Source organism: Rhizobium sp. WYJ-E13 (genome assembly GCF_018987265.1).
Lineage (GTDB): Bacteria > Pseudomonadota > Alphaproteobacteria > Rhizobiales > Rhizobiaceae > Rhizobium.
Genome location: NZ_CP076853.1, coordinates 2980194 through 3004731, shown reverse-complemented (window position 1 = coordinate 3004731; position 24538 = coordinate 2980194). Strand labels below are relative to the sequence as shown.

General features: G+C 60.0%; 21 protein-coding genes. 10 read left to right on the top strand and 11 right to left on the bottom strand.

The window, feature by feature from the left end; all coding sequences use genetic code 11:
• Positions 1–4: 4 nt before the first annotated feature.
• From KQ933_RS15120 to KQ933_RS15110, 3 genes are all read right to left on the bottom strand, one after another.
• Complete coding sequence (locus tag KQ933_RS15120; protein WP_037104433.1) at positions 5–991, bottom strand: ABC transporter permease; 987 nt, start codon at positions 989–991, stop codon at positions 5–7.
• Between the two features lie 108 nt (positions 992–1099).
• Positions 1100–3208, bottom strand: a complete 2109-nt coding sequence (locus KQ933_RS15115) for a family 10 glycosylhydrolase (RefSeq protein ID WP_216758918.1) — start codon at positions 3206–3208, stop codon at positions 1100–1102.
• A gap of 87 nt (positions 3209–3295) precedes the next feature.
• Positions 3296–5221: an ABC transporter substrate-binding protein gene (locus KQ933_RS15110; RefSeq protein WP_216755643.1), complete on the bottom strand. Its 1926-nt coding sequence runs from the start codon at positions 5219–5221 to the stop codon at positions 3296–3298.
• A 185-nt stretch (positions 5222–5406) separates the two neighbouring features.
• Here KQ933_RS15110 and KQ933_RS15105 point away from each other — a divergent pair, with 185 nt between their 5' ends.
• Positions 5407–6462, top strand: coding sequence for a LacI family DNA-binding transcriptional regulator (locus KQ933_RS15105; protein ID WP_216755642.1), 1056 nt, complete (start codon positions 5407–5409; stop codon positions 6460–6462).
• 39 nt (positions 6463–6501) lie between these two features.
• Here the strand turns inward: KQ933_RS15105 and KQ933_RS15100 are convergent, their stop codons facing one another.
• Positions 6502–7269, bottom strand: a complete 768-nt coding sequence (locus KQ933_RS15100; protein WP_216755641.1) for a TIM barrel protein — start codon at positions 7267–7269, stop codon at positions 6502–6504.
• Between the two features lie 165 nt (positions 7270–7434).
• Here KQ933_RS15100 and KQ933_RS15095 point away from each other — a divergent pair, with 165 nt between their 5' ends.
• Together KQ933_RS15095 and KQ933_RS15090 are read left to right on the top strand one after the other, a co-directional pair.
• Complete coding sequence (locus KQ933_RS15095) at positions 7435–8223, top strand: SDR family NAD(P)-dependent oxidoreductase (RefSeq protein ID WP_216755640.1); 789 nt, start codon at positions 7435–7437, stop codon at positions 8221–8223.
• A 204-nt stretch (positions 8224–8427) separates the two neighbouring features.
• Positions 8428–8889, top strand: coding sequence for an Rrf2 family transcriptional regulator (locus KQ933_RS15090; protein WP_113428484.1), 462 nt, complete (start codon positions 8428–8430; stop codon positions 8887–8889).
• Between the two features lie 61 nt (positions 8890–8950).
• On the opposite strand, the gene KQ933_RS15085 is transcribed toward KQ933_RS15090, so the two are convergent.
• A complete protein-coding gene (locus tag KQ933_RS15085) occupies positions 8951–10075 on the bottom strand; it encodes an acyl-CoA dehydrogenase family protein (RefSeq protein ID WP_216755639.1) in 1125 nt (374 codons plus the stop codon).
• 162 nt (positions 10076–10237) lie between these two features.
• Here KQ933_RS15085 and KQ933_RS15080 point away from each other — a divergent pair, with 162 nt between their 5' ends.
• A complete protein-coding gene (locus KQ933_RS15080) occupies positions 10238–11014 on the top strand; it encodes a metallophosphoesterase (protein ID WP_216755638.1) in 777 nt (258 codons plus the stop codon).
• Positions 11015–11119: 105 nt separating this feature from the next.
• Here KQ933_RS15080 and KQ933_RS15075 read toward each other — a convergent pair whose 3' ends face one another.
• Both KQ933_RS15075 and KQ933_RS15070 read right to left on the bottom strand, forming a co-directional pair.
• Positions 11120–14302, bottom strand: a complete 3183-nt coding sequence (locus KQ933_RS15075; RefSeq protein WP_216755637.1) for an efflux RND transporter permease subunit — start codon at positions 14300–14302, stop codon at positions 11120–11122.
• The gene (locus KQ933_RS15070; protein ID WP_216755636.1) at positions 14299–15474 is read right to left on the bottom strand and encodes an efflux RND transporter periplasmic adaptor subunit; all 1176 of its coding nucleotides are present in this window, start codon (positions 15472–15474) and stop codon (positions 14299–14301) included. Before KQ933_RS15070 ends, KQ933_RS15075 begins: the two co-directional genes overlap by 4 nt.
• Before the next feature lie 497 nt (positions 15475–15971).
• Here KQ933_RS15070 and KQ933_RS15065 point away from each other — a divergent pair, with 497 nt between their 5' ends.
• Genes KQ933_RS15065 through KQ933_RS15055 form a run of 3 tightly spaced genes read left to right on the top strand, consistent with a single transcriptional unit; the run spans position 15972 to position 19199 of the window.
• Positions 15972–16436 carry a MarR family winged helix-turn-helix transcriptional regulator gene (locus KQ933_RS15065; protein WP_216755635.1) on the top strand — a complete coding sequence of 155 codons (465 nt, stop codon included), beginning with the start codon at positions 15972–15974 and terminating at the stop codon, positions 16434–16436.
• Positions 16429–17652, top strand: coding sequence for an HlyD family secretion protein (locus KQ933_RS15060; protein ID WP_216755634.1), 1224 nt, complete (start codon positions 16429–16431; stop codon positions 17650–17652). The genes KQ933_RS15065 and KQ933_RS15060 overlap by 8 nt, the downstream gene beginning before the upstream one ends.
• Before the next feature lie 5 nt (positions 17653–17657).
• Positions 17658–19199 (top strand): DHA2 family efflux MFS transporter permease subunit, encoded by a 1542-nt coding sequence (locus KQ933_RS15055; protein WP_216755633.1) that lies wholly within the window; start codon positions 17658–17660, stop codon positions 19197–19199.
• 16 nt (positions 19200–19215) lie between these two features.
• On the opposite strand, the gene KQ933_RS15050 is transcribed toward KQ933_RS15055, so the two are convergent.
• A complete protein-coding gene (locus tag KQ933_RS15050) occupies positions 19216–19830 on the bottom strand; it encodes a DNA-3-methyladenine glycosylase (RefSeq protein WP_216755632.1) in 615 nt (204 codons plus the stop codon).
• A gap of 83 nt (positions 19831–19913) precedes the next feature.
• On the opposite strand from KQ933_RS15050, the gene KQ933_RS15045 reads away from it, so the two are divergent.
• Positions 19914–20234, top strand: coding sequence for a hypothetical protein (locus KQ933_RS15045; protein ID WP_253958244.1), 321 nt, complete (start codon positions 19914–19916; stop codon positions 20232–20234).
• Here the strand turns inward: KQ933_RS15045 and KQ933_RS15040 are convergent.
• Both KQ933_RS15040 and KQ933_RS15035 read right to left on the bottom strand, forming a co-directional pair.
• Positions 20231–20545: a hypothetical protein gene (locus tag KQ933_RS15040; protein WP_216755631.1), complete on the bottom strand. Its 315-nt coding sequence runs from the start codon at positions 20543–20545 to the stop codon at positions 20231–20233. The genes KQ933_RS15045 and KQ933_RS15040 overlap by 4 nt on opposite strands.
• A 19-nt stretch (positions 20546–20564) precedes the next feature.
• A complete protein-coding gene (locus KQ933_RS15035) occupies positions 20565–21479 on the bottom strand; it encodes a LysR family transcriptional regulator (protein WP_216755630.1) in 915 nt (304 codons plus the stop codon).
• A 122-nt stretch (positions 21480–21601) separates the two neighbouring features.
• On the opposite strand from KQ933_RS15035, the gene KQ933_RS15030 reads away from it, so the two are divergent.
• Both KQ933_RS15030 and KQ933_RS15025 read left to right on the top strand, forming a co-directional pair.
• Positions 21602–22342 carry an SDR family oxidoreductase gene (locus KQ933_RS15030; RefSeq protein WP_216755629.1) on the top strand — a complete coding sequence of 247 codons (741 nt, stop codon included), beginning with the start codon at positions 21602–21604 and terminating at the stop codon, positions 22340–22342.
• A gap of 85 nt (positions 22343–22427) precedes the next feature.
• Positions 22428–23330: an SDR family oxidoreductase gene (locus KQ933_RS15025; protein ID WP_216755628.1), complete on the top strand. Its 903-nt coding sequence runs from the start codon at positions 22428–22430 to the stop codon at positions 23328–23330.
• 240 nt (positions 23331–23570) lie between these two features.
• Here KQ933_RS15025 and KQ933_RS15020 read toward each other — a convergent pair whose 3' ends face one another.
• Positions 23571–24482, bottom strand: coding sequence for a LysR family transcriptional regulator (locus tag KQ933_RS15020; protein WP_216755627.1), 912 nt, complete (start codon positions 24480–24482; stop codon positions 23571–23573).
• Positions 24483–24538: the final 56 nt, after the last annotated feature.

The following is a 24538-nucleotide window of genomic DNA, read 5'->3' as shown; positions in this document are numbered from 1 at the left end:
CTCCTCAATTGAACCGGATGCGCGGATCGAGCAGCGCAAGCAGCAGGTCCGACAGGAGCATGCCGACGAGGGTCAATGCCGAGAGCAGCAGGATAAAGCTGCCGGCGAGGTACATGTCCTGCGAGACAAGCGCACGGAAAAGCAGGGGACCCGCGGTCGGCAGATTCAGGACGATGGCGGTAATCGTGACGCCGGAGACGAGATGCGGCAGTACCCAGCCGATCGCCGAGACGAAGGGGTTGAGTGCAATGCGCACCGGGTATTTCATGATCACCTTGTATTCCGGCAATCCCTTGGCACGCGCGGTGATGACATAGGGCTTGTGCAACTCATCCGTCAGATTAGCGCGCAGGATGCGGATGAGGGCGGCCGTACCCGACGCGCCGATGATGATGATCGGTATCCAGAGATGGGCGAGGAAATCGCCGACCTTGGCGAGGCTCCAGGGCGCCTCGGCAAATTCGGGCGAGTTGAGGCCGCCGACACTTTGGCCGAGATAACGATAGGCGACATACATCAGTGTCAGCGCCAGGATGAAGTTCGGCACTGCCAGTCCGATAAAACCGAAGAAGGTGAAGACGTGGTCGCTGATCGAGTGGCGGCGCACGGCGGAATAAATGCCGATCGGCAGGGCGACGATCCAGACGAAGAGAAGGCTCAATAGCGAGATGACCAGCGTCGAGCCCATGCGTGCCCAGATGAGGCCGGAGACCGGCTGGTTCCATTCGAAGGACCAGCCGAAATCACCGCGGCTGACGATGCCCCACATCCATTTGAGATATTGAATGTAGAAGGGATCGTCGAAGCCGTAGATCTCTTTCAGCCGCTCGATCTGCGCGGGATCGACGGCTTGGCCGCTGTCGCTCATCGTCGCGATCATCGAGGTCAGGTAGTCACCCGGTGGCAGCTGGATGATCAGGAACGAGATCAGCGACATGCCGATCAGCGTCGGAATCATGTAGAGTACGCGCTTGAAAATATAGCCAAGCATCGGAATGTTTCTCCTCCCGTTGAGAGCGCCGGTCAGGCGCTTCCTTCGGATCTCCCATCCGCTTTCGGCCTCTCCAGGCCGAAAGCGTTCCTCTTGGGCTCGTCCACCTCATTTCCAGGTGAGGTGCAACACCTCCAGCCGTTCAATGCCCGGCACCTCCACCAGTGCACGACCATCCTTGACGCTGAAGTCTGCGGCGCGGTCGGACACCGTCAGCCAAGCCTTGGCTACCGACTGGCCCTGAGGAATTTCCACTGAAACCGTCTGAGCCGCCAGAGGGTAATTTTCGCGTATCGGCCCCTTCATCATCATCGGATTGGTGAGGTTGAAGAGGCTGAGTGCGATGCCTTCGGCATTTTCGCGCAGCGCTATGTCGATGACGCCAGGACCTTCGACGGTGACGCGCGAGTTCTTGCCCAGCGCCCAGCGCACCGCATTGGCAATCAACCTTCCATGGTCGACGGCGAAGACTTCCCAGAAGATTTCGCCGATGTTCCAGGGGATATAGACCGTGCGGCCGCCCTTGCCGGTTTCACGGGCGATAACGCCGGCGCCTTCCGGAGCCTTGCGCGGATAGACTTCTTCCATCGGCAGATCCGGGAAATCGGGCACGTAGAGGAAAGGCGTCGTCGCATTGCCGGTCGGGTTGGCATGGATGAGGCGTGTTCCGCCGATGATGCGTTCGGCACCGTCATAGCCCTGATTGATGGGATGATCGCCCGACAGCGCTACATAGGTGTTCTTGACGATGCCGCGCGGGCCGGAGACGAATTTGGCGCCCAGCACGTCGGAGAGGCCGAACTCGCTACGCTTCTTGCCGAACTCGTCGCGAAGCGAGGTTTCATAGGAGGCGATGACGCTGCCGCCGCGCTCCACATAGGCGCGGATCGCCTCGTTTTGAGCATCCGAAAGGCAGGAAGCGTTGGCGAGAATGATCAGCTTGAAGCGGTCGAGATTTTCCTTCGTCAGAACCTGATCGGAGACAAGCTCGAAGGGCAAGCGGGCTTCGACGAGGGCATGGTAGAAGCCGAGATCATGCTTCTCGGCGCTGTGTCGCTCTTCCGGCGCCCAGTGGCGGAGCGTGGTTGAGGGATCGATGACAGCGATTTCGGCCGTCGGATGCATGCTTTCGAGCACCGGCTCGACGGCTGCCTGCAACGCAAAGGCCTCGGCGACTGGTTCCACCCAGCGCTTGTCGGGCACGACGCCGTTGAACTTGGTAAACCAGGCATAGAGGCCATGGGCCGTGCCATCGTTGATCCAGAGCTGCATCTCTTCGCCCGAGGTGACAGCATCCTTCCAGCGATATTCCTCCTCAGGACCGATCGAGGTGATGAGGACGACAGGCCGATCGGGGAAGGTGGCGCGGATGCGCTTGCCGTTGCGGCCGGCGGACCAGCCGAGCTCGAGGCCTTTGCGGCCCTGATGGTCGACGACGAGAAAGGGGCAGTGTTTGGCGATGACCGAGAGGTCGAATTCCATCAGCGAGGCGCCGCCCATATTCGGGATGAAACTCGCGTGCGGACGGATCGCTTTAACCGCTTGGTCCCACTGGGCGATCATGTCGGTCAGAACGCGGCGGCGCCATTGCACCCAGGCCTGCCATGCCGGATCCTCGGCATCGGGCTTCTTCGGCAGGGTGTGGCCGAACATATTCTTGAAGCGGCGGGCGCTGTCTTCGCTGTAATCGACGCCATGGCCCTGCCAGCGATTGGCGAAGACGGCGTCGATATCGTATTTGCGGACGATCTCCTTGACCACTTCCGGCATGAAGACGGTGTTATAATCGCCATAGGCATTGGTGACCCAGACATCCGGATAGGCCCAGTGGCGGCGCGGCGTGCCGTCGGCATTGATCATCACCCATTCGGGATGAGCCTTGGCGGCATCGTCATGGATCGCATGCGGGTCGACGCGGGCCATGACATGCATGTCGAGCTTGCGGGCGGCATCGACGAGCGCGCCGAAAATATCCTTATCACCCAGATATTTGCTTACGTAGTGATAGGGCACTTCGCTCGGATAATAGGCGATATAGCCGCCGGCGCTGAGGCAGACCGCATTCGATTTCGTGCGCTTGAAGACGTCGACCCAGAAGGCCGGATCATATTTCTCCGGGTCGTCCTCCACGAAGGTGAGCTGGGTCCAGCGCGTTGCGGTCTTGAACCAGTCGGGCGTTCGCAGGGTGTCGGTATTCTGTCTTCTGGCGTCGAGCATCGTCTTCATCCAATCATCGGCAAAGGAGGGGCCGCGGCGCCGGCCAGCGGGGCCGGCGCCTGCAATGCATCAAGCTGTTTTAGGCCGTCAGACCTTGTAGAACTGCTCCGGCATGGTGGGCGCGGGTGTCGGCCAGCCGAAGGAATTCGGCATGGTCTTGGTGATGTTCTTCATGTTGTTCTTGACGATGCCGTAGCCATCCGGCGGCAGGGAAATGCCGAAGACATAGAAGTTGTCGGCAGCACCCTGCAGGATCTGTTTCATGATCTCCTGCTGACCCGCCGGGTCGGAGGTCGATTTCAGCTTGTCGTAGAGTTCGAGCTGCTTCTTCGTTTCTTCCGGCGGTTCTTCCGCATTGGCATTGTTGCGGTCGAGATACCAAAGCTGCCAGGCCGGAGCGTACATGGCATTCGAATCCGTCGGCACGTAGTAGCGCGGGTCGAGCATCGCAGCGACGCCGCCATTCGCACCGAACTGGTGGGCCGTCGCATCGAAATCGCGGCCCTGGCGGACGCGGGTTTCCCAAAGCGAACGGTCCATAGTGCGCATCTGCGCATCGATGCCGACCGCCTGGAACATCGGGATGACGAGTTGGAACAGATCGAGGAAGACGGCGCGCGCCTGGTCGATCTCGAAGATCACCGTCAGGCGGCGGCCCTTCTCGTCGAGACGGAAGTTCTGGTCGTCGCGTTTCGGGATCAGCGTATCGAGCATGGCATTCGCCTTGTCGACATCGTAGCCCGTGAACTGTGTGGCGAGTTGCTCGTTGTAGAGCGGATCGGTCTGTTTGATCGAAGGCTGGGCAGGCGCACCCTGGCCGACGAGCACGGCATCGATCAGCGACTGGCGATCGAGCGCCATGGAGAGTGCTGCGCGGAAATCCTTGTTGCGGAAGAGCTGGCGCTTGGTCTCGTCATTGTGGTTCAGGTTGAAGACGAAATTCATCACATTGGCTTCGGTCGAAGTCAGCGTGTAGAAATCATACTTGCCCTGTTCGCGCGCATCGTAGAGCACCGACTTGTTGTTCGGCGTGGCGATATACTGGTCCATCAGGTCGATTTCGCCCTGCATGGCCTTCAGGAGCAGCACCTGCGGATCGGCGACCATCTGATAGACGATGCGGTCCATGTAGGGGAGCTGGTTACCCTCCGTATCCACCTTCCAGTAGAAGGGGTTGCGTTCGGCAATAGCGCGTTCGGTATTCTCGCCGGGCGCTGTCGTGAACATCCAGGCATGCAGGCAGGGCTTCTTCGAGGAGTTCAGGAAGAAGGCATTGTCGTCCTGGAAGCCGGAGGCGGACTGGAAGGCGGCGATCCAAGTTTCGAAACCGCGTTCCCTGGCAAGCTCGTCGGCCTTCGGGTTATAGTCGATATGGAACTGCTCGAGGTAATGTTTGGGGCAGCGGGTCGTGTGGTCGCTGTTGGACCAGGCGACTTGAAGCGGGAACATACCGTTAGGTTTTGCGAAGATAACTTTAAACGTCTGTTCGTCGACGATTTCGAGCTTGGCCGGCTTGCCGGCAGTTTTCCAGTGACCTTGGCCGTTCACGGCAACGCGCTTGTCGGTCAGGATGGTATCGTACCAGAATTTCACGTCCGCGGTGGTATAGGGTTGGCCGTCCGACCACTTCATGCCCTTGCGCAGGCGGATGGTGTATTCGGTGGAATCCGCATTGCCATCGAAGGCTTCGGCGACGTTGAGCGTCACGCCGGACCAGTCGGGCGTGTAGCGCAGCAGGGGCTCATAGGCCTGATAGCGGAAGAGCATCGACAGCGAACCGCCGCCGACGAGCGCCATATTCCAGTCGCCGCCATATTTGCCGACGCTTTCAACCGGTTTGACAACGAGCGGATTTTCCGGCAGCCGGTCCTTCAGGGCCGGCAGCGCGCCGCTTGAAACCTTCTCCTTCAGAATATCCGCTTCCTTGAGGTCGGCGGCAAAAACCGGCAGGGCCGGCAGGATCAGAACGGCCGAAGTCCCGGCCAGAAACGCACGACGTTTCAGCTTGATCATTGGGTTCTCCTCCAAAAATTCCCAGCCCTTATCGTTATTTTTGGCGTCAGGATGGGATAACAGAAAGAATACATTTGGATATTGTTAGGTAAAGCGTTATGTTTTGTTAGTGCAAGAATTTGCAATTCCGGTAGGGAAGGTGTAGCGAAGCGCTCCGAAAGCCGGACGGGAAATCGAGGTGTAGAGTGGGAAGCAGGGGGCGAGTCACCTTACAGACGATTGCGCGGGAGGTCGGCCTCTCGAAATATGCGGTCTCGCGCTCGCTGGCAGGCAAGAGCGGCGTCAGTGAGGAGACGCGCGCGCTGATCCGCGCGACGGCCGAGCGGCTGGGCTATACGCGTCCTGTCGGCCAATCGCAGACGAACGATATCGCCGTCGTCTTCCATGATCTCGATGCCGTCAACAGTGAACTCTACATGCAGATCCAGAATGGTGTGCAGCGCGAGGCCCATCGGCTGGGCATGGCCCTGCGCATCCGCTGGACCCATAGTGCCGATCAGTTGGAAGAGCTGGGGCGCTCCTGCGCAGGTCTGCTGCTCGTCGGACCGCATGATCGGGAAGCGATCATGGCGGCAACGGCCACCGGAGTTCCCATCGTGCGCTTTGGTTGGGTCGATCCGCTGGAACAGGCCGATCAGGTTACCGGGACTGACCATGAGGCGGGACAGGCGGTCCTGCAATACCTTATCGAGCTCGGGCACCGATCGATCGCCTATGTCAACGGCACGCCTGGCTTCCGTGGCCGTCGTGAACGCTTTTATGGCGCGCGCGAGATTGCCGAACGCCACGAGGACGTTTCGCTGCATGTGTTGCGGTTCGATGAGCAGATCGGCTTCGGCGAAGTCTTCCGGGACCTCAAAGCAAAAGGCATCCATCCGACGGCCTTCTTTTGCGCTCATGACGGACTGGCGCTGACGGTGGTTTCCGAGCTGCTGGGGCAGGGTTATCGTATTCCCGACGATGTTTCGGTCGTCGGTTTCGGTGATTTCTCGCCGGCTACGCAGATTTCTCCGCCGCTGACGACAGTGAAGATGGAAGGACAGGAAGGCGGGGCTGTCGGCCTCCGACTGCTCCTCGAACGTATCGAAAATCCGCGCTTGCCCGGCATGCCTGCCCGACGCGTGATGATCGCGTCACGCATCGTCGTGCGCCGTTCGGCCGGTCCGTGCAAGGTGGTGGCAGCTGCCGATCACGCAAGGCCTGGATCGGAAACCGACCAGCACAGCGCTCTTGTAACGTGATCGGGCTGATGCTGCCGGAGGACGGCAGAATACTGAGCGTCAGCCCAAGGTCGCAATTGCCGCTTTTAGCGCATCGGCATCCGATGCTGTCGGCCTGTATTCAAGACCGACAGCTCCGGTGTAGCCGGCAGTGAAGATCCAGTTGAGGCGGTCGGCGAGATCGATGGTGCCGGTACCGGGTTCATTGCGACCGGGATGGTCGGCGACATGGACGTGGAAGACGCGGTCGACACGGCCGGCCAGAACGTCTTCCGAGCGCTCGTCCATCACGGCGGAATGATAGATATCATAGACGATGCCGATTTCCGGCCGGGCGATTTCATCGACGATATCCAGCCCCTCGCTGGTGGAATCGAGAAAATAGCCGATATGGTCGATGCGGATGTTGAGCGGCTCGACGCCGAGGCGCACGCCACTGCCATCAAGGATATCGGCGCCGGCCCGCAGCGTTTCGGTGAGCGCCTTGCGCTGTTCATCCCGCGTGAAGCCTGCAAGATCGTCGCCGGCCTGCGCGATCAGGACAGGCGCGCCGAGGCGTTTTGCGACGGCAACGGAATCGGCAAGGCCTTTCAGCCAGGTCTCGCGATTGGCGGCGTTGGTGAGCGCAATCATCGGCTCGGCGACAAGGCTCGTTACCTTGAGGCCGGTTTCCTTCAATGCAGCTTCGATCGCGTCGAGATCCTTGTCCGTCCAGCGCCAGAATTCGATCGCCTCGAGACCGGCGGCATGGGCGCGGCGGATGCGATCAGCGAAATGATCGCCTTCTTCGGCAAACAGCCATTCGATGCAAGCTGAATAAAGTCGCATGAAAATTCCTCCGCCACGCCTGCAGGCATGCGACAGATCGCAGCTTGCGGCAAGAGGGATCGGGTTCTGACGCCGATGATTTTCCGTCACGGCTTGACGGGCAGAACCAATGCCGGAAGAGTTGACGGATCGGCCGGAGCTGCCGGCCGCATTCGGGAGGATTTCATGGATCTGGGATTGAAGGGAAAGACTGCGGTCATCACCGGCGGTTCCGTCGGCATCGGGCTGGCGATCGCCGAAGGGCTGGCGGCCGAGGGCGCCAACCTCATTTTGTCTGCGCGTGGACGCGAGCGGCTGGATGCCGAAGCCGTGCGCATCGCTGAAAAATACGGCGTCAGTGCCATTGCGGTCGAAAGCGATGTGGCGACTATCGAAGGTACGGAGGCGATCATCGCGGCGGCAGCCGACCGTGGTGGAGCGGATATTCTCATCAACAATGCCGGCACCGGCTCAAACGAGACTGTCATGGAAGCGCCCGACGAGAAGTGGCAGGCGTATTTTGATCTGCATGTGATGGCCGCGGTGCGCCTTGCCCGCGGAATTGCGCCGCAGATGAAGAAGCGCGGCGGCGGGGTAATCCTTCACAATGCCTCGATTTGCGCAGTGCAGCCGCTGTGGTACGAGCCGATCTACAATGTCACAAAGGCGGCGCTCATGATGTTTTCCAAGACGCTGTCCACTGAGCTCGTGAAGGACAAGATTCGCGTCAATTGCGTCAATGCCGGCCTCATCCTGACACCCGACTGGATCAAGACTGCCAAGCAACTGACGGCCGAGACTGGCGGTGACTGGGAGGGTTACCTGCAGAGCGTGGCAGATGAACATGCCTCATCCAAGCGTTTCGGCACGCCGGAGGAGCTCGCAAACTTCTTCGTCTTCCTCTGCTCCGACCGGTCGAGCTATAGCATCGGTTCTACCTATTTCGTCGATGGCGGCATGCTGAAAACAGTCTAGCTCCCGCGATTTCCGGTCCCGCATCAGCCTGTTGGTGTGGGGACCGGCATTAAACTTCAGAAGACTTCGGAAGAGCGGTTTTGCGGCAACATAAATCGCCAAAATAACCTATAAAAACGGGTTATTTTGTTGTCTCTTCATGGTTTTGACTCTATTTGCCTGCTATTACAAAAGCATAATGCCGCAAAGTGCAGGGCGACCCAAATGTTGACGAAAAAGGGAAAATACGGATTGAAGGCACTGGTTGATCTGGCTCGGCTGGCGCCGGGCGAAACCGCCTTCATCAACGATATCGCCTCGCGCAACAACATCCCGAAGAAGTTTCTCGATACGATCCTCTTGGAATTGCGCAATGTCGGCATTCTGCGATCGAAGAAGGGGCCGGGCGGGGGCTATTCGCTCTCGCGGCCCGCGTCGGAGATTCGCATCGGTCACGTCATCCGCACGCTGGATGGGCCGCTTGCGCCGATCCGGTGCGCGAGCCGCACGGCTTACGAGGCCTGCGACGATTGTGCCGATCCCGAGACCTGTCAGGTGCGGCGCTCGATGACCGAAGTCCGGGACGCGATCGCCGCCATTCTCGACAATATGACGCTCGAGCAGTTCGTTGCCGGAGGCGGTATCGAAACCGTCGAGGAGAAGCTCCCGGTTTCTGCCGCGAGCTGATCCGCTCTCTTCGTTTTCCGCAATTCCAGCAAAACCGCTGTACACTTCTGCTGGAATTGCTTCAGTTTTCCCTGATTTTCAGAATATGCGCCCCAGCTGCGTTCAGCAGTGGCTCGCGGTGAATCGCCATGTCGTGAATACGGGCGTTGCGCCAGTGACGGTCGAGGTTGAGCGCTATGCTGCCGGTCGCACCTCGGGCCAGTTCGAAGAGAGCATTTGCCGTGTTCAGCGCCACCTCGGTTGCGACAAGGCAGGCGGATGAGGCGGAGAAACAGGCTTCCGCCATGGCTGCTTCGGCGGGGCTTACCTGGGCGATATCAAGCTTGCGGCCCGCCTGTTCCAGTGCCCCGGTCGCGGTTTCGATACGGATTGCATGCTCGCCGATTTTGCCAGAGAGGGCAGAGGGGTCCTTCGCCATGACAAGCAGATCGGAAAAGGCGGCACGGGCTATGCCGAGGCCGACGGCTGCCTGGAGCAGAAGGCCCAAGGATTTTTCCGTGGCGTAATCGCCGGATAGGGCGGCGGTGACGGTATCGGCATTCACATGCAGCTTGCCGGCAATCAGCGTTGCCGTGCCGTTGGTGCGCAGGCCGAAGGCGTCCCAATCGTCCACCGCCTGCAATTCGTCGCTGTCACGCTGAAGATGGAGCGTTACCCTGCGGCCGCCGGGATCGATCGCTGCCGCGGCGATCCAGTCGGAAAAGAGAATGGCTGGTGCCTGTTCCGACCGGCCTGTCAGGCGAAAGCCGGAGCCTTCGGCAACGAGGGTTGCCTGATCGCTAAAGCGGGTGGCGGCGAAACGGTCGCCGTCCAGTGCGCGGGCAAAGAGGGTGCTCTTCAGCTCTTCCGAAGGCTGGTTGCGCAGCCCTTCCAGCACGCGGAAGTGAGATGCCAGCACGCTGCCGATCGAGGCGTCGCTTTCGGCGATGATGGCGACGATCTCGGCGAGCAGGGCGTTCGAAACATCGAGTCCCTGATATTCCGGGGGCACGGTGATTGCCGTCAGGCCGGATTGCGAGAGCGTGTCGAGCTCGGCATTGGGCATGAGGCGGTTGATGTCGCGCTCGTTTGCCTGCCGGCGAAAGGCAGCCGCAAGCTTGCGGGCCGCGGAGACGGCTTCTTCCTCGGTCTCGATGCGGTGCGCCGGAGGGCGCACATTGTCGTGCAACTGCGATACGGTGCCCATCTGCCACTCTTTCCTAGTGTTAAAAAAGTGCGCGATTGCATCGGCTTAGGTAAGGCCGGTTTTTCCACAAAAGCCCGGCCGGCCGAATTTTCTTACCAGCTTGATCGCCTTGCCGTATGCTCTACTTATGGTTAAGGGACGGCCAAGTGATCAGGAATGATGATGAGCGATTCTCTTGCACGAAACCGCGAGGGTTCGAAGGCTGGACGTCAGCCGCGTCCGCGCGTGAGCATGGATATAGCCGAAGTCCCGACCTATGCCATTGGCGACGTGCACGGGCGTCTCGACCTGCTGCAGAAAGCCGAAGAGGCGATCGTGCGCGATGCCGAGCATCTGCCGGGCACCAAGCTCATCGTCATGCTCGGCGATTATGTCGATCGCGGCCCTCAATCGGCGCATGTCCTCAGCCATCTCATGGATCCGGCGCCCGAAGGCTTCGAGCGCATCTGCCTTGCCGGCAACCATGAGATCGTCATGCTCGACTATATCGACGGCTGGGCATCCTATGACGACTGGATGACCATGGGTGCTGCCGAGCTTCTGCGATCTTACGGCCTCGATCCCGATCATCTGCCGCTTGTCTTCCGCTCCGGTGCGCAGCTGGACGCCTTCATCCGCCAGTCGCTGCCGCATACGCATATCGACTTTATCCGCGCCATGCCGATCATGCTTGATACGCCTGACGTCGTCTTCGTGCATGCCGGTATCGATCCGCGCGTGCCGCTCGAAGAGCAAGCGGATGACGACCTGGCCTTCATCCGCCAGCGCTTCCTGGAAAGCCCACTGCCGCTGCCGAAACTCATCGTGCACGGACATACACCCAGCGACCAGCCGGATGTACAGCCGATGCGGCTGAACCTCGATACCCGCGCCTTCAGGAGCGGCAAGCTCTCCGTTGCCCGTTTCTGGCAGGGGCAGGTTCACCTCTTCTCCACCTGAGCCTGAGAGTATTTCCGTTTTTCTTCGAAACACGAAATGTCCTCCCTTTGTTTTCTCGCAATTCCGGAGGCAGGACCGCTAAGCACCTTTGCTGCTGGAGTTGCTCTAGGCTGCGTTTTCCTCGGCATCTGCATGAGCAGCCGGTACCTTCGCCGGCTTTTTGCGCCAGCGGCGCAGCGCGACGTAGAAGACCGGCGTCAGGAACAGGCCGAAGAACGTTACACCCAGCATGCCGGAGAAGACGGCCGTGCCGAGCGACTGACGCATTTCAGCACCGGGGCCGGTGGCGATGGCAAGCGGCAGGACGCCGAAAATGAAGGCGAAGGCCGTCATCAGGATCGGGCGCAGGCGAAGATGGCTTGCTTCGATTGCGGCATCCACGACGCTTTTCCCTTCCTCTTCCGCCTGTCTTGCAAACTCGACGATCAGGATGGCGTTCTTGGCAGCAAGACCAATCAGCACGATCAGGCCGATCTGTGTCAGGACGTTGTTGTCCATCCCCCTGAGCCACACGCCGATCAATGCGGCGAGCACTGCGAGCGGAACGATGAGGATGATTGCCAGAGGCAGGACCCAGCTTTCATATTGTGCCGCAAGCGCAAGAAAGACGAAGATCACCGATAGGGCGAAGATATAGATCGCGGTGTTGCCGGTGTGGGTTTCCTGATAGGCAAGCTCAGTCCACTCGAAGCTCGTTCCGGGCGGCAGGATCTGCCCCGCCAGCGCTTCCATCTTCTTGATCGCGTCGCCGGTCGATGTGCCGGGCGTCGGATTGCCCTGAAGCGGCACCGAGACATACATGTTGTAGCGCTGGACAAGTGCCGGACCGCTGGAATCCTGGATATCCATCAGGGTGCCAAGCGGAACCAGCGCGCCGGTTGCCGATCGAACCTTCAGCGCGAGAATGTCGTCCCTATCCATGCGATATTGCCGGTCAGCCTGGGCGCGAACCTGGTAGACGCGCCCGAACGCATTGAAATCGTTCACATAGGCGACACCAAGGTTGATGGACAATGCGTTGAAGATATTGGGGATCGGCACGTTCAGGAAACGTGCCTTGTCGCGGTCGATTGCAAGGAAATATTGCGGGCTTGCATCCGAGAATGTCGTAAAGACGCCGGTCAGTCCCGGGGTCGTTGCAGCGGCGCCCATCATCTGGCGAGCGAGACCCAGGACACGCGTCATGTCAGAGCTCTCAAGATCCAAAATCTGCATCTTGAAGCCGCCCGAATTGCCGACGCCACGCACGGATGGCGGCGGGATGGCAATGATGAAGGCTTCCTGGATGCTCTGAAGCTTGCCGTAGAGCTCGCCGATGATCTTGTTGGCGGTCTCGCCGCCTTCTTCACGGTCGGCAAAGGATTTGAACGGGACGAAGACGACGCCGGCATTCGAGGCATTGGTAAAGGTCGCCCCGCTGAAACCGGCAAACTGCACGGCATTACCGACGCCTGGCACCGTGCGGGCGATGTCACCCACCTGTTTGACGACGGCGTCGGTACGTGCCAGCGAGGCGCCGTCCGGAAGCTGGATGACGACGATCGCATAACCCTGGTCCATAGTCGGGATGAAGCCCGAGGGAACCTTCTGTCCCATATACCAGGTCGCGCCCAGCAGGCAGGCGAAGACGACGAGCGAAGCGGTCAATCCGACCCAGCTGCTGACCAGATGCCGGACGATCCAGGAATAGCCCAAGCTCATTCGATCGAAGCCGCGGTTGAAGCCATTTGCAAGACCGCTCCCCAACTGGGAGAAGATATTCCTGCGCTTGCTTTCATGATTATGGGTTTTGAGCAAGATGCCTGCGAGCGCAGGCGAAAGGGTCAGTGAATTCAATGCGGAAATTGCCGTGGTGACTGATATCGTCACCGCAAACTGTTTGTAGAACTGACCGGAAATCCCCGGAATGAAGGCCGTCGGCACGAAGACTGCGATCAGCACCAGCGAGATGGCGACGACGGCGGTTCCGACTTCGTCCATCGTGACGTGCGCCGCCTGTTTCGGAGTCATGCCGCGCGCCAGGTTTCGCTCGACATTTTCCACCACCACGATCGCATCGTCTACAACGATACCAATCGCCAGTACGAGGCCGAACAGGGTGAGCATGTTGAGCGAGAAGCCAAAGGCGAGCAGGACTGCGAAAGTGCCAATCAGCGATACGGGGATGGCGATGATCGGAATGAGGGCGGTTCGCCAGGATTGCAGGAAAACGAGGACGACGATCGCCACGAGGATCGCCGCTTCAGCGATGGTCCTATAGACCTCGTAGATCGAATCCGAGATGAATTCGGTCGTGTCATAGACGATGCGATATTCCAGCCCCTGCGGGAAATTCTGAGACAGGTCCTTCATGATGGCCTGGATCTGATGGGCGGTATCCAGTGCGTTGGTTCCTGGCCGGGCAAAGATGCCGAGAGCAACGGCAGGGTCATTATTGAGATAGCTGTTGGTGACGTAATCCTGTGCGCCAAGTTCGATACGGGCGACATCCTGCAGCGACACGAGCCGGCCGGTGGCCGTCGATTTCACAATGACGTACCGGAACTGGCGGACATCCGAGAAACGCCCGTCCGTTCGTACCGTATATTCGAACGCATTCTTGCCGGTCACCGGCGGAGCGCCGATCTTGCCTCCCGATACCTGGACGTTCTGGTCTCTTAATGCGGCGACGACGTCATCTGAAGTCATCCCGTAGGCGGAGAGCTTCTCCGGGTCCAGCCAAATTCGCATCGAATACTGGCGTTCACCGAAGAGTTGCACGTCACCGACGCCATCAAGGCGCACGAGAACGTCGCGTATGCGGTTGCGCGCATAGTTCGAGACGTAGAGCTGGTCATAACGATGCGACGGCGACAGCAGATGCACCACCATCATCAGGTCAGGCGAGCTCTTGTCGGTGGTCACGCCAAGCCGTTGGACTTCCTCGGGAAGACGGGGCAGGGCGATGGAAACGCGGTTCTGCACAAGAACCTGCACCTTGTCGAGATCGGTGCCGAGCTTGAAGGTGATCGTCAGCGACATGGCGCCGTCGGCGCTGGAGTAAGAAGACATGTAGAGCATGTCTTCGACGCCGTTGATCTGCTGTTCGAGCGGGGTCGAAACCGTATCGGCGATCGTCTGCGGGTCGGCGCCTGGATAGGAGGTGCGAACGACGATGGTCGGCGGTGCGATCTCCGGATATTGGGAGACCGGCAATTGCGTGTAAGCAATACTGCCGACGACGAGAAGAACAATGGAGATGACGGCCGCAAAGATCGGCCGGTCCACGAAGAAATGGGCAAATCTCATTGGCCGCTCTCCGCACCGGCGGTTTCCGGCGGCGCGTCCGTCCGCTCCTTCGGCAATTCGGTCATCTGAGGCGTGACCTTTGCGCCGGGCCGAGCGCGTATCAGGCCATTGACGATAATCGTCTCGGTGCCGTCGAGTCCCTCGCGAATGACGCGGTAGCCATAGAGCCGCGGGCCGGGCCTCACGGGCTTGGTCGAAACCGTGCCGTCGGCGCCGACGACGTAAACGACACGCTCGTTCTGGTCGGAACCGATCGCCTCGTCGGGGACAAGAACGGCCTGATAGGTATTCGAGGCTTCGACCTGAATGCGGCCGAAGAGGCCGGGCTGAAGGACGAGATCGGGGTTGGGGAAGCGGGCACGCAGACGAATGGTGCCGCTCTCATTGTCGATCCGGTTCTCGGCGAAATCGAGTTTTCCCTTGAATGGCTTGGCATTGGGATCCGAGATCGTGACTGTCACATCCAGTCCGCCGCCGCCCTGCTGGAGGTCCTTGCCGAGCTTGCGTGCAGTGTCAGCGAAATTGAGCAGGCGGCGCTCGTCGACATCGAAATAGAAATCGATCGGATCGAGTGAGACGATCGTCGTGAGCACGGTCTGATCTGTCTGCACGAGATTGCCGGCAGAGATCAGGCGCCGGTCGATGCGGCCGCTGAGCGGCGCAGTGATCTCCGTATATTCCATGTCGAGAGCTGCGCGATCGGCTGCAGCCTGAGCGCCGCGGACATTGGCCTGGGCTGAATCGAATTCGCGGCGGCGATCGTCCAGCGTCTGCGCCGACTGGCTGCCGCTCGAAGCCAGCGACTGGGCGCGCTTATATTGCGCATCGGCAAAGACCAGAGCCGATTTCGACGCCTCGAGCGCGGCATTCGCCTGATTGAGCGCGGTGACAAACGGGCGCTGATCGATGACGAAGAGGCGGTCGCCCTGTTTCACCAGAGCGCCGTCGGTGAAGTCGATCTCCTGCAGGTAACCCCCGACCCGCGAGCGGACGGATACCTCATCGACAGGCTCGAAGCGGCCGATGAACTCATCATTGTCGACCACATCGCGCACCACGGGCTTGGCAACGGTGACGGGTGGGGGAGCAGACGCCTGTTGCGCCTCAACGGTAAGCGGCAGGAGGGCCGCGAAGCAGCCGAGCGCTAGTGTCTGTCGAAGTGAATAAGCCATTCCGGTCCCCCTTGCGGGCGGCCGAATGCAGCCGCCTGAACCTATGCTTGAGATAAGCTGTTCATACCTGCTGGAACGAAAGCATGAGCCTTCGTCCCAAGTCCGAATTCTAGTCATGCTTGGCTGCCGGGAAGATGACAGGTGCAAGCCAGCGCCTCGAAATCAACCGGAGGGAGAAAATTCTGCTTCCCCCCTAACTCTATGAAGGCAGACTATAAACGGGAGAATCCAAAAATTGCAAATGTCAATTGATTGCGTTGATTTGGAGTTCCTCTAACCCCGGCACTTCTGCCGATGTGTCGCTTTATCGCATTGCTGTGACGAGTTTCGGCCGCTGCTTGAATCTCTCGAAAGACCGGATCGAAGGCCCTCCTTAGTGCCGGCTGCGGCATTTTGGCCGCAGGTGCGGAATCTTGAGGCTGCATCCTTGTGCGCCGTACATGCTCAATATATCTATTAACATCATAAGGATGCTTATTACTAGCCGGCGAAGGTATATGACCAACAATCCAACACTCGGTTTTCTTCTGCACGACGTTGCCCGCCTGCTTCGCAAGCGGTTTGAGCAGCGCGCAAAGGACCTTGGGCTGACGCGGTCTCAGTGGCAGACACTTGCCTATCTCGCCAATAATGAAGGCATCCATCAGAGTGGGCTTGCCGAGATCCTCGAAATCGAACCGATCACGCTGGTCCGCATCCTCGACAAGCTTGCCGAGCGCGGCCTGATCGAACGCCGCCAGCATCCGACCGACCGGCGCATCTGGCTGCTCTACATGCGTGAAGCAGCCCATCCGATTCTCGCCGAAATGCGCAAAATCGGCGACGTGACGCGCGGCGAAGCATTGGAAAGCGTCACGCCCGAACAGCGCGACCAGCTTTTCCACATCCTGTCCGTAATGAAGACGAACCTGGTGCAGGCGTGCCGGTCTCCGGTCGCCGAGAATGAGACAAAACATGGCTGACCAATCCTCGCTGCGCGTCGTGTCCGACGCGAATGCCAAGAACCCTCTCGAAGAAAAAGACATTCCCCAACAACCGGAAACGGTGGCTGAGGCGCCTTCATCCAATTCAGCGCCCGCGGCTGCCGCGGTGGCTGCGCCTGGCGGCAACAAGGTCCGCCGCCGGCGCAGCTTCACCCGCCCCGTCCTCTTTGCCCTGCTGCCTTTGGCGCTCGTCGTCGGCGGCTATTATTACGTCAATGGCGGCCAGGTCATGTCGACCGACAACGCCTATATCCAGGCGGACATGGTGGGCATCACGACCGATGTTTCGGGCATCGTCGCGAAGATCAACGTGCATGAGAACGAACAGGTCAAGGCGGGACAGGTGCTTTTCAGCCTGCAGTCCGACGCCTTCAGGATCGCGCTTGACGGCGCCAAGGCGCAGCTCGGCGCGCAGCGCAACCAGATCATGAACCTCAAGGCCAGCTACCAGCAGTCGCTTGCCGAGATCACCCAGGCCGAAGCCGATCTGCCCTATTACCAGGAGCAGTTCGACCGGCAGCAGAGCCTCGTCAACAACGGCAGCGCGACGCAATCGGCCTATGACGAAGCCAAGCATAATCTCGAGGCCGCGCAGCAGAAGGTTTCGGTCGCCAAGGCGGAAGCCGCAACGACGCTTGCCCAGCTCGGCGGCAATGCCGACCAGCCAGTCGAGGAAAATCCGCTGTACCTGCAGGCCAAGTCGCAGGTCGACAACGCTCAGCGCGAGCTCGATCACAGCGTCGTCAAGGCGCCGTTCGATGGCGTCGTGACCAACGTGAACGCATTGCAGGTCGGCTCCTACCTGCAGGCTTCACAGCAGGCCTTCTCGCTTGTTTCGACCTCGCACCTGTGGATCGCCGCAAGCCCGAAGGAAACCGAACTCACCTACGTCAAGCCCGGCCAGTCGGTCGATATCTACGTCGACACCTATCCGGGCGTCCTGTGGAAGGGCAAGGTCGAGAGCATCAGCCCGGCATCGGGTTCTTCTTTCTCGCTGCTGCCGGCACAGAATACGACCGGCAACTGGGTGAAGGTCGTGCAGCGTATTCCGATGCGCGTCAGCATCGACGACTCTCAGGGCAAACCGCCGCTCCGCGTCGGCATGAGCACGGTCGTCGATGTCGATACAGGTCATGCGCGGGGCTTGCCTGATTTCGTCAACAATCTCCTGGGCCAAGCCAAGAGCCAAGAGTAACGGCCATGAGCACTGCTCCTGCATCACCGGCAACCCCGGTTGCCAATCGCGGCGCGATCACGGCCTGCGTTATTCTCGCCGTCATCATGCAGGCGCTTGATACGACGATCGCCAACGTGGCGCTGCCCTACATCCAAGGCAGCGTTTCGGCTTCCGCCGACCAGATCAACTGGGTTTTGACCTCCTACATCGTCGCTGCCGCGATCATGACGCCGCCGTCGGGCTTTCTTGCCGCCAAGTTTGGCCGCAAGCGCGTACTGCTGACGGCGATCGTCGGCTTCGTCGTCGCCTCCGTGCTCTGCGGTCTGGCGCAATCGCTGCCGCAGATCGTCGCCTTCCGCCTGCTGCAGGGCCTGTTCGGCGCCTCGCTGGTTCCGCTTTCCCAGGGCATCCTTCTCGACATCTATTCCGTCGAGGAGCGCGGCTCGGCCATGGCCCTATTCGGCGTCTCGGTCATGGTCGGGCCGGTTCTGGGTCCTGTCATCGGCGGCTGGCTGACCGACAATATCAGCTGGCGCTGGGTCTTTTACATCAACATTCCGATCGGTGCGCTCGCCTTTGCCGGCATCGTCATATTCGTCTCGGAGACGAAGAGGGATGTGCTCGCCAAGCTCGACTGGTTCGGCTTCGGGATGATGAGCCTGTTTATTGCTTCGCTGCAGCTTTTCCTCGACCGCGGCGAGCAGCTCGACTGGTTTTCCTCCGGCGAGATCATGATCGAAGCGATCGTCTGCGCCGCGGCCTTCTATCTGCTCCTGGTGCATACGCTGACGGCGGAGAAATCCTTCGTCAATCCGCGGCTGTTCCTCGACCAGAATTTCACCGTCAGCATGGTCTTCATCTTCGTGATCGGCATCACCTATCTCGCCTCGCTGGCGCTGATGACGCCGTATCTGCAGACGCTGATGGGCTATCCGGTCATCACCGCGGGTATTGTCATGGGACCGCGCGGCCTCGGCACCATGCTCTGCATGTTCATCGTCGGCCGGTTGATCGGCAAGGTGGATACGCGCTGGCTGCTGCTGCTCGGTCTCGGCCTGACGGCCTGGGCAATGTACGACATGACCGGCTGGACGCCTGACGTGTCGCAGTGGACGATCATCTCGGTCGGCTTCATCCAGGGTGCCGGCCTCGGTTTCCTCTTCGTGCCGCTGACGACAATTGCCTTTGCGACGCTGCCAGCCCAGATGCGCGGCGACGGAACGGGCCTCTATAATCTGTCGCGTAATATCGGCTCCTCGGTCGGCATCTCGATCGTTTCGGCGCTGATCGTCGAGAATACGCAGAGCAATCACGAGTCGATCGCGGCCTATGTGACGCCGTTCAACCACGCCTTTAATGCGACGGCGGCACAGGGCCTGAGTCCTTTGACGGCGATCGGCCGTGCGGCGCTCAACGACGTCATCACGCTGCAGTCGACCATCATCGCCTATATAGATGACTTCAAACTGCTGATGCTGATGTCGCTTGCCGTCATGCCGCTGGTGCTGCTGCTTCGCAAGCCGAAGGCTGCGCCGGCCGTGGACCACAGCGCCGTTATGGAGTGACAGTGAAGTTCCGCCATTAGCGGAACGGCTTGCTCAGATATCGCGATCCCTGAATGCCGAAGCGCCACGGTGCTTCGGCATTTTTCGTGATGCCTATGCGCTTGCCCGAGACGATTGGTACGGGCGCAGACGGTGAGATCGCGTAAGGCGGCTTGTCGAGCGTCCGGTCGTTGATGGCTATATCGATGTCGAGTGCCTGGCAGAGCTTGCCGGGGCCGCTGCAGAGTTGCGCCAGCACATCGGTGCCCCGCCGCTCCATCATGACCGGCAGGCCGATTTCCGGCTCCAGGGCACGGATCAGCACCGCCGAGCCCGGTGAGCAGACGAAGTTCAGGCACCAGTACATGCCGTAGATGCGGTAAATATAGACATTGCCTGGACGGCCATACATAGCGCCGTTGCGCTTGGTCGGGCCGCGGAAACTGTGGGAGGCCGGGTCGTCGGGGTAATAGGCTTCCGTCTCGGTGATCCGCCCGCCTGCATCGTTGACCGTGAGGTGGCAGCCGAGCAGGTCGCGGGCGACCTCGATCGCATCACGTTCAAAGAAATGGCGCAGGCTTTCCCCGGCAAGCGGGCCGGCGCCGATCGCGCCATTGATCATGTCGGTTGTCATGAAGAGTGCCGATAACATCCTCTTTGCTCATCCACCACCCGGAACAATGATTTGCCGGCTGGCGTTTGGAACGCAAGCCAACAATTACAAGGAAATGGATCATGGATGATCTCAAGCTCTATCGGCTGGTGCCTGTCGCCGCTCCTGATGATCCCAACTGGGATCTTGCGCCTTCCCATGGCGTGGTGGTCGTTGCAGCTCTGACGCCTGGCGATGCACGTATCGTCGCTGCAGAAGCCGAGCTCGATTTTCTGGAAATCGACGGTTCGCCGGCGGAAGACAAGTCGACAAAGAATGCGAGCGCGTTCCGCAACGAAAAACTCTATACCGTCATCGAAGAAGCGGCGCACACTGAGATCACCGAGCGTGGCATCGTGCGCGGTGAGGTCCGCGTCGATAACATCGTCTCGACACAGGTTTAGTGTCCGGCGTTGGGATCGCGCATTGGAATGGAGGTGACGGTCACGGAGACCGGATCGCTTGCCGGGAAGGAATCCTCCAACCCTTCGTTCAATTCCTCCTCCAGCACTGCAGCATCCTTGCTGCGGGCGCTATCACCGTGAACGGGTTCGAATGCGGAGGTCAGCAGCGCTCTGGCCTTGGCGATTGCATTGTCATGGGTGAGATCGGACGCTTCGCGCAGGGTGACCGCGATCCGGTCTTCGCCTTCACCGCCGAACTCGACGACGAAGCCTTCACCGGTCTGGTAGACGATGATATCGCTGAGTGCCATGTCCGTTCCTCCGAAAACGCTAATATGAGTGAACCGTGTTTTCGGCGGTTTGTCGAGCAAAGACCTTAACGAGCCAATCGATGAAGACGCGCACGCGCGGCGAAAGCTGGCGGTTTCGTGGATAAAGCAGCGATACCGGCGTCCGCGTGAGCGGAAAATCGGCGAGCACTTCGACGAGAGTGCCGGCGGCAAGATCGTGCTCGGCGTGATAACGCGGGACCTGGATCATGCCGAGGCCTATTCGGGCGGCGGAAATGTAGCTCTCGGCGGCGTTGACGGTCACGGTTGCGGGAATGGTGATGTTGCGGACGTTGCCATCGATGATGAATTCCAGCGGCAGCGGGCCGGCGCTGCCGGTCGCGCGGAAGCCGACCATGCGATGCGTATCCAGCCTGTCGGGATGCTCGGGCAGACCGAAAGCGGCGATATAGGACGGCGAGGCGAGGGTAATCTCGTCCAGCATGGCGACCCGCCGGGCGACCATGTCGCTATCCTGCGGTATGCCAACGCGCAGCACACAATCGATGCCTTCGCGCACCAGGTCCACCAACCGGTCACCTTCACTCATATAGAACTCGATATCGGGATAGGTCTCCAGAAAGGATGGCAGGCTCGGCAGCACGAAATGTCGGGCCAGCGTGCCATGGACGTCCACCCGCAGCAGCCCTTTCGGCTTGGCGCCGGCAAAAGCGCCTTCAGCATCTTCGATATCGGCGAGGATCGACAGGCAGCGCTGATAATAGGCCTCACCGTCGAGCGTCGGGCTGACATGGCGCGTCGTGCGCTGGAGCAGGCGCACGCCAAGGCGCGCCTCCAACTGCTTGACCGCATCCGTCACCGTCGAGCGCGGCAGGCCGGTATCTTCGGCGGCAAGCGTGAAGTTGCGGCGCTCCACGACGCGGGAAAAGACCCGCATGGCATCGAACCTGTCCATTTTGTTTGTTCGTATTCTCCGGATAGTGATGCCGAATAATGGCTCATTATCCGTCAAGTGAAAAGGGACATCTTCTTCTCATCGAAAGGGCGCTGCGGGCGCCGAACCAAAGGAGAAGAAAAATGTCTGCCAATCAAAACAAGGTCGCTCTCGTTACCGGCGCTTCCCGTGGCATCGGCGCTTCGATCGCCGAACGTCTTGCAAAGGACGGCTTCACCGTTGTCATCAACTATTCAGGCAATGCGGCACGTGCCGAGGAACTGGCCCAGAAGATCGAAAAGGCCGGGGGCAAGGCGCTGACGGCACAGGCCGATGTTGCCGATGCCGATGCCGTGCGCCGTATGTTCGACGCTGCAGAGGCAGCCTTCGGCGGTGTCGACGTCCTCGTCAACAATGCCGGCATCATGCTGCTTTCCCGCCTTGCCGATGTCGACGACGCGACCTTCGACCGTCAGATCAGCGTCAACCTCAAGGGTACGTTCAATACGCTGCGTGAGGCTGCCAAGCGTCTGCATGACGGTGGCCGGGTCATCAACGTCTCGAGCTCGGTCGTTGGCCTGAAGCCGGAAACCTACAGCGTCTATGCCGCCACGAAGGCCGCCGTCGAGACGATGAGCGCTATCATGTCCAAGGAAATGCGTGGCCGCCAGATCACCGTCAATACGGTCGCTCCCGGCCCGACAGGCACCGACCTCTTTCTCAACGGCAAGTCCGACGAGCTGATCGACCGCCTTGCCAAGGCAAACCCGCTCGAACGCCTCGGCACGCCGGAGGATATAGCAGGCGTCGTTGCCTTCCTCGCCGGTTCTGACGGCGCATGGATCAACGGTCAGGTGCTGCGCGCCAATGGCGGCATGGTCTGACGCAGGTTTCGTGGCGGCGTGACGCGCCGCCAAGGTTTTCCCTCGCATTTTTTCAACCAACCCCACGCACAGAAGGAACAGGATCATGAACAAGCAAGTCATCGTCATCACCGGCGCTTCCAGCGGTTTCGGCGCCCTTGCCGCTCGCGCGCTCGCCAAGGCCGGCCATACCGTTTATGCCTCGATGCGCGAAACCGAAGGCCGCAACGGGCCGCAGGTCGAGGCCGTCGAAGCCTTCTCCAGAGAAAACGGCGTCAATCTGAAGGCTGTCGAACTGGATGTCGCTTCCGATGCTTCCGTCGAAGCCGGTGTCGCGAAGGTGATCGCCGCCGAAGGCCAAATCGACACGATCATCCACAATGCCGGCCATATGTCTTTCGGCCCGGCCGAAGCCTTCACGCCGCAGCAATATGCTGAGCTTTTCGATATCAACGTGCTTTCGACCCAGCGCGTGAACCGCGCAGTGCTTCCGCATCTGCGCAAGCAGGGGCAGGGGCTGGTCGTCTGGGTCTCCTCTTCGAGCGCACGCGGCGGCACGCCTCCCTATCTTGCTCCCTATTTCGCCGCCAAGGCCGCCATGGACTCGCTTGCCGTCTCCTATGCCAGTGAACTGACACGCTGGGGCATCGAAACGACGATCATCGTTCCCGGTGCCTTCACCAAGGGCACGAACCACTTCGCCCATTCCGGTTCGCCTGCCGATACGGCCCGCGCTGCTGAATATAACGAAGGTCCCTATAGGGGTCTGTCGGAACTGGCGTTGAAGGGTCTTGCCTCGCTCGAACCTGCCGATGCGGATGCTGCTTCCGTTGCGACTGCCATTGTCGATGTGGTGAATATGCCTTTCGGCAAGCGGCCGTTTCGCACACATATCGACCCGTCGGAAGACGGTGCGGAAATCGTCAACGGCGTTGCCGATCGTGTCCGGGCCGAACTCTTCCGCCGCATTGGCATCGAGGATCTGCTGAAACCTGCTATCAGGAGATAACCGCCTGTCGCAAAGTTGTGAACAGTCTGCTGAGTACAGCCCCTTACTATCCGGCTAAGCGCGCCTATATCAGGATAGACGGACGCGGGTGGCACACTGCCGCCAGCGTCCTGACCTCCACTCCAGGGCCTGCCGCGCCTTCCTGCGGTGCGACAGGCCTTCAGTTCAAGACATCAGATCAAGGCCCGTGACGGTTATCCCTCCCGTCACGGGCCGCTTTCTTTTTGTGAGTCGGCGTTTTCAGCGGGCGTTGAGATTTGCATCCGCCAGCAGTTTCACCAGCCAGTCGACAAAAACACGAACCTTGTTGCTGAGGTGCCGGTTAGGCGGATAGACAACGTAGAGCGGCAGTGACTCACGCGTCCATTCCTTCAGGGTCTGAACCAGCTCGCCTTTTGCCAGTGGTTCACGTGCCATGAAGATCGGAATCTGGGCGAGGCCGAGGCCGGCAAGAGCCGCGGTCATGTAGGTGCGGCTGTCATTGACGGAAACAATGTAGCGCGGATTGACCTCGACAACCTCATTGTCCTTGCGAAATTCGAAGGGCACCGTGCGATTGTTCTGGGCGCGGAAATAATTGACGGAATAATGTTCCGTTTCAAGCTCTTCCGGCCGCTGCGGCAAGCCGAATTTCTCGACATAAAGAGGCGCAACGCAGGTGATCATTTCGATCTCGGAAACGCGTCTGGCGATGAGCGACTGGTCGGCCGGCGTGCCGGCACGCAGCGCACAGTCGACGTTTTCGGCGAGATAATCGACAGTGCGGTCGCTGACTCCGAGGTCGATGCGGATATCGGGGTAACGCTGGTAGAAATCGCAAAGCGCCGGCACGATGATGGAGTCGGCAAAGGCACCGGCCATCTCGACCCGCAACCGTCCCGTCGGCAGGCTCTGAGAGTTTGAAAGACTGCCGTCCAGCTCCTCAAGTTCGGAAATGATCTGCGCGGCGCGTTCGTAGTAAAGGGCACCGTCCGTCGTCACCATGACGCGGCGGGTGGTGCGGTTGAGGAGCTTGGTGCGCAGGTGCGCTTCCAGCCCCTGAATGAGATTGGTCACCGTCGCCTTGGGCATGGCGAGCATGTCGGCGGCGCGGGTGAAATTGCCCGTCTCCACCACGCGGATGAAGACGCGCATTGCCGAGAGTTGATCCATCGGTTCAAGTCCGCAGTTTGCGTTGCAACATTGTTCGGAATTTGGAATAGTGTTAT

Excerpts from the sequence above, each read along its gene's own strand:
- KQ933_RS15120 (WP_037104433.1), bottom strand. The coding sequence starts at position 991 with ATGCTTGGCTATATTTTCAAGCGCGTACTCTACATGATTCCGACGCTG.
- KQ933_RS15115 (WP_216758918.1), bottom strand. The coding sequence starts at position 3,208 with ATGCTCGACGCCAGAAGACAGAATACCGACACCCTGCGAACGCCCGAC.
- KQ933_RS15110 (WP_216755643.1), bottom strand. The coding sequence starts at position 5,221 with ATGATCAAGCTGAAACGTCGTGCGTTTCTGGCCGGGACTTCGGCCGTT.
- KQ933_RS15100 (WP_216755641.1), bottom strand. The coding sequence starts at position 7,269 with ATGCGACTTTATTCAGCTTGCATCGAATGGCTGTTTGCCGAAGAAGGC.
- KQ933_RS15095 (WP_216755640.1), top strand. The coding sequence starts at position 7,435 with ATGGATCTGGGATTGAAGGGAAAGACTGCGGTCATCACCGGCGGTTCC.
- KQ933_RS15090 (WP_113428484.1), top strand. The coding sequence starts at position 8,428 with ATGTTGACGAAAAAGGGAAAATACGGATTGAAGGCACTGGTTGATCTG.
- KQ933_RS15085 (WP_216755639.1), bottom strand. The coding sequence starts at position 10,075 with ATGGGCACCGTATCGCAGTTGCACGACAATGTGCGCCCTCCGGCGCAC.
- KQ933_RS15080 (WP_216755638.1), top strand. The coding sequence starts at position 10,238 with ATGAGCGATTCTCTTGCACGAAACCGCGAGGGTTCGAAGGCTGGACGT.
- KQ933_RS15075 (WP_216755637.1), bottom strand. The coding sequence starts at position 14,302 with ATGAGATTTGCCCATTTCTTCGTGGACCGGCCGATCTTTGCGGCCGTC.
- KQ933_RS15070 (WP_216755636.1), bottom strand. The coding sequence starts at position 15,474 with ATGGCTTATTCACTTCGACAGACACTAGCGCTCGGCTGCTTCGCGGCC.
- KQ933_RS15065 (WP_216755635.1), top strand. The coding sequence starts at position 15,972 with ATGACCAACAATCCAACACTCGGTTTTCTTCTGCACGACGTTGCCCGC.
- KQ933_RS15060 (WP_216755634.1), top strand. The coding sequence starts at position 16,429 with ATGGCTGACCAATCCTCGCTGCGCGTCGTGTCCGACGCGAATGCCAAG.
- KQ933_RS15055 (WP_216755633.1), top strand. The coding sequence starts at position 17,658 with ATGAGCACTGCTCCTGCATCACCGGCAACCCCGGTTGCCAATCGCGGC.
- KQ933_RS15050 (WP_216755632.1), bottom strand. The coding sequence starts at position 19,830 with ATGTTATCGGCACTCTTCATGACAACCGACATGATCAATGGCGCGATC.
- KQ933_RS15045 (WP_253958244.1), top strand. The coding sequence starts at position 19,914 with ATGGATGATCTCAAGCTCTATCGGCTGGTGCCTGTCGCCGCTCCTGAT.
- KQ933_RS15040 (WP_216755631.1), bottom strand. The coding sequence starts at position 20,545 with ATGGCACTCAGCGATATCATCGTCTACCAGACCGGTGAAGGCTTCGTC.
- KQ933_RS15035 (WP_216755630.1), bottom strand. The coding sequence starts at position 21,479 with ATGGACAGGTTCGATGCCATGCGGGTCTTTTCCCGCGTCGTGGAGCGC.
- KQ933_RS15030 (WP_216755629.1), top strand. The coding sequence starts at position 21,602 with ATGTCTGCCAATCAAAACAAGGTCGCTCTCGTTACCGGCGCTTCCCGT.
- KQ933_RS15025 (WP_216755628.1), top strand. The coding sequence starts at position 22,428 with ATGAACAAGCAAGTCATCGTCATCACCGGCGCTTCCAGCGGTTTCGGC.
- KQ933_RS15020 (WP_216755627.1), bottom strand. The coding sequence starts at position 24,482 with ATGGATCAACTCTCGGCAATGCGCGTCTTCATCCGCGTGGTGGAGACG.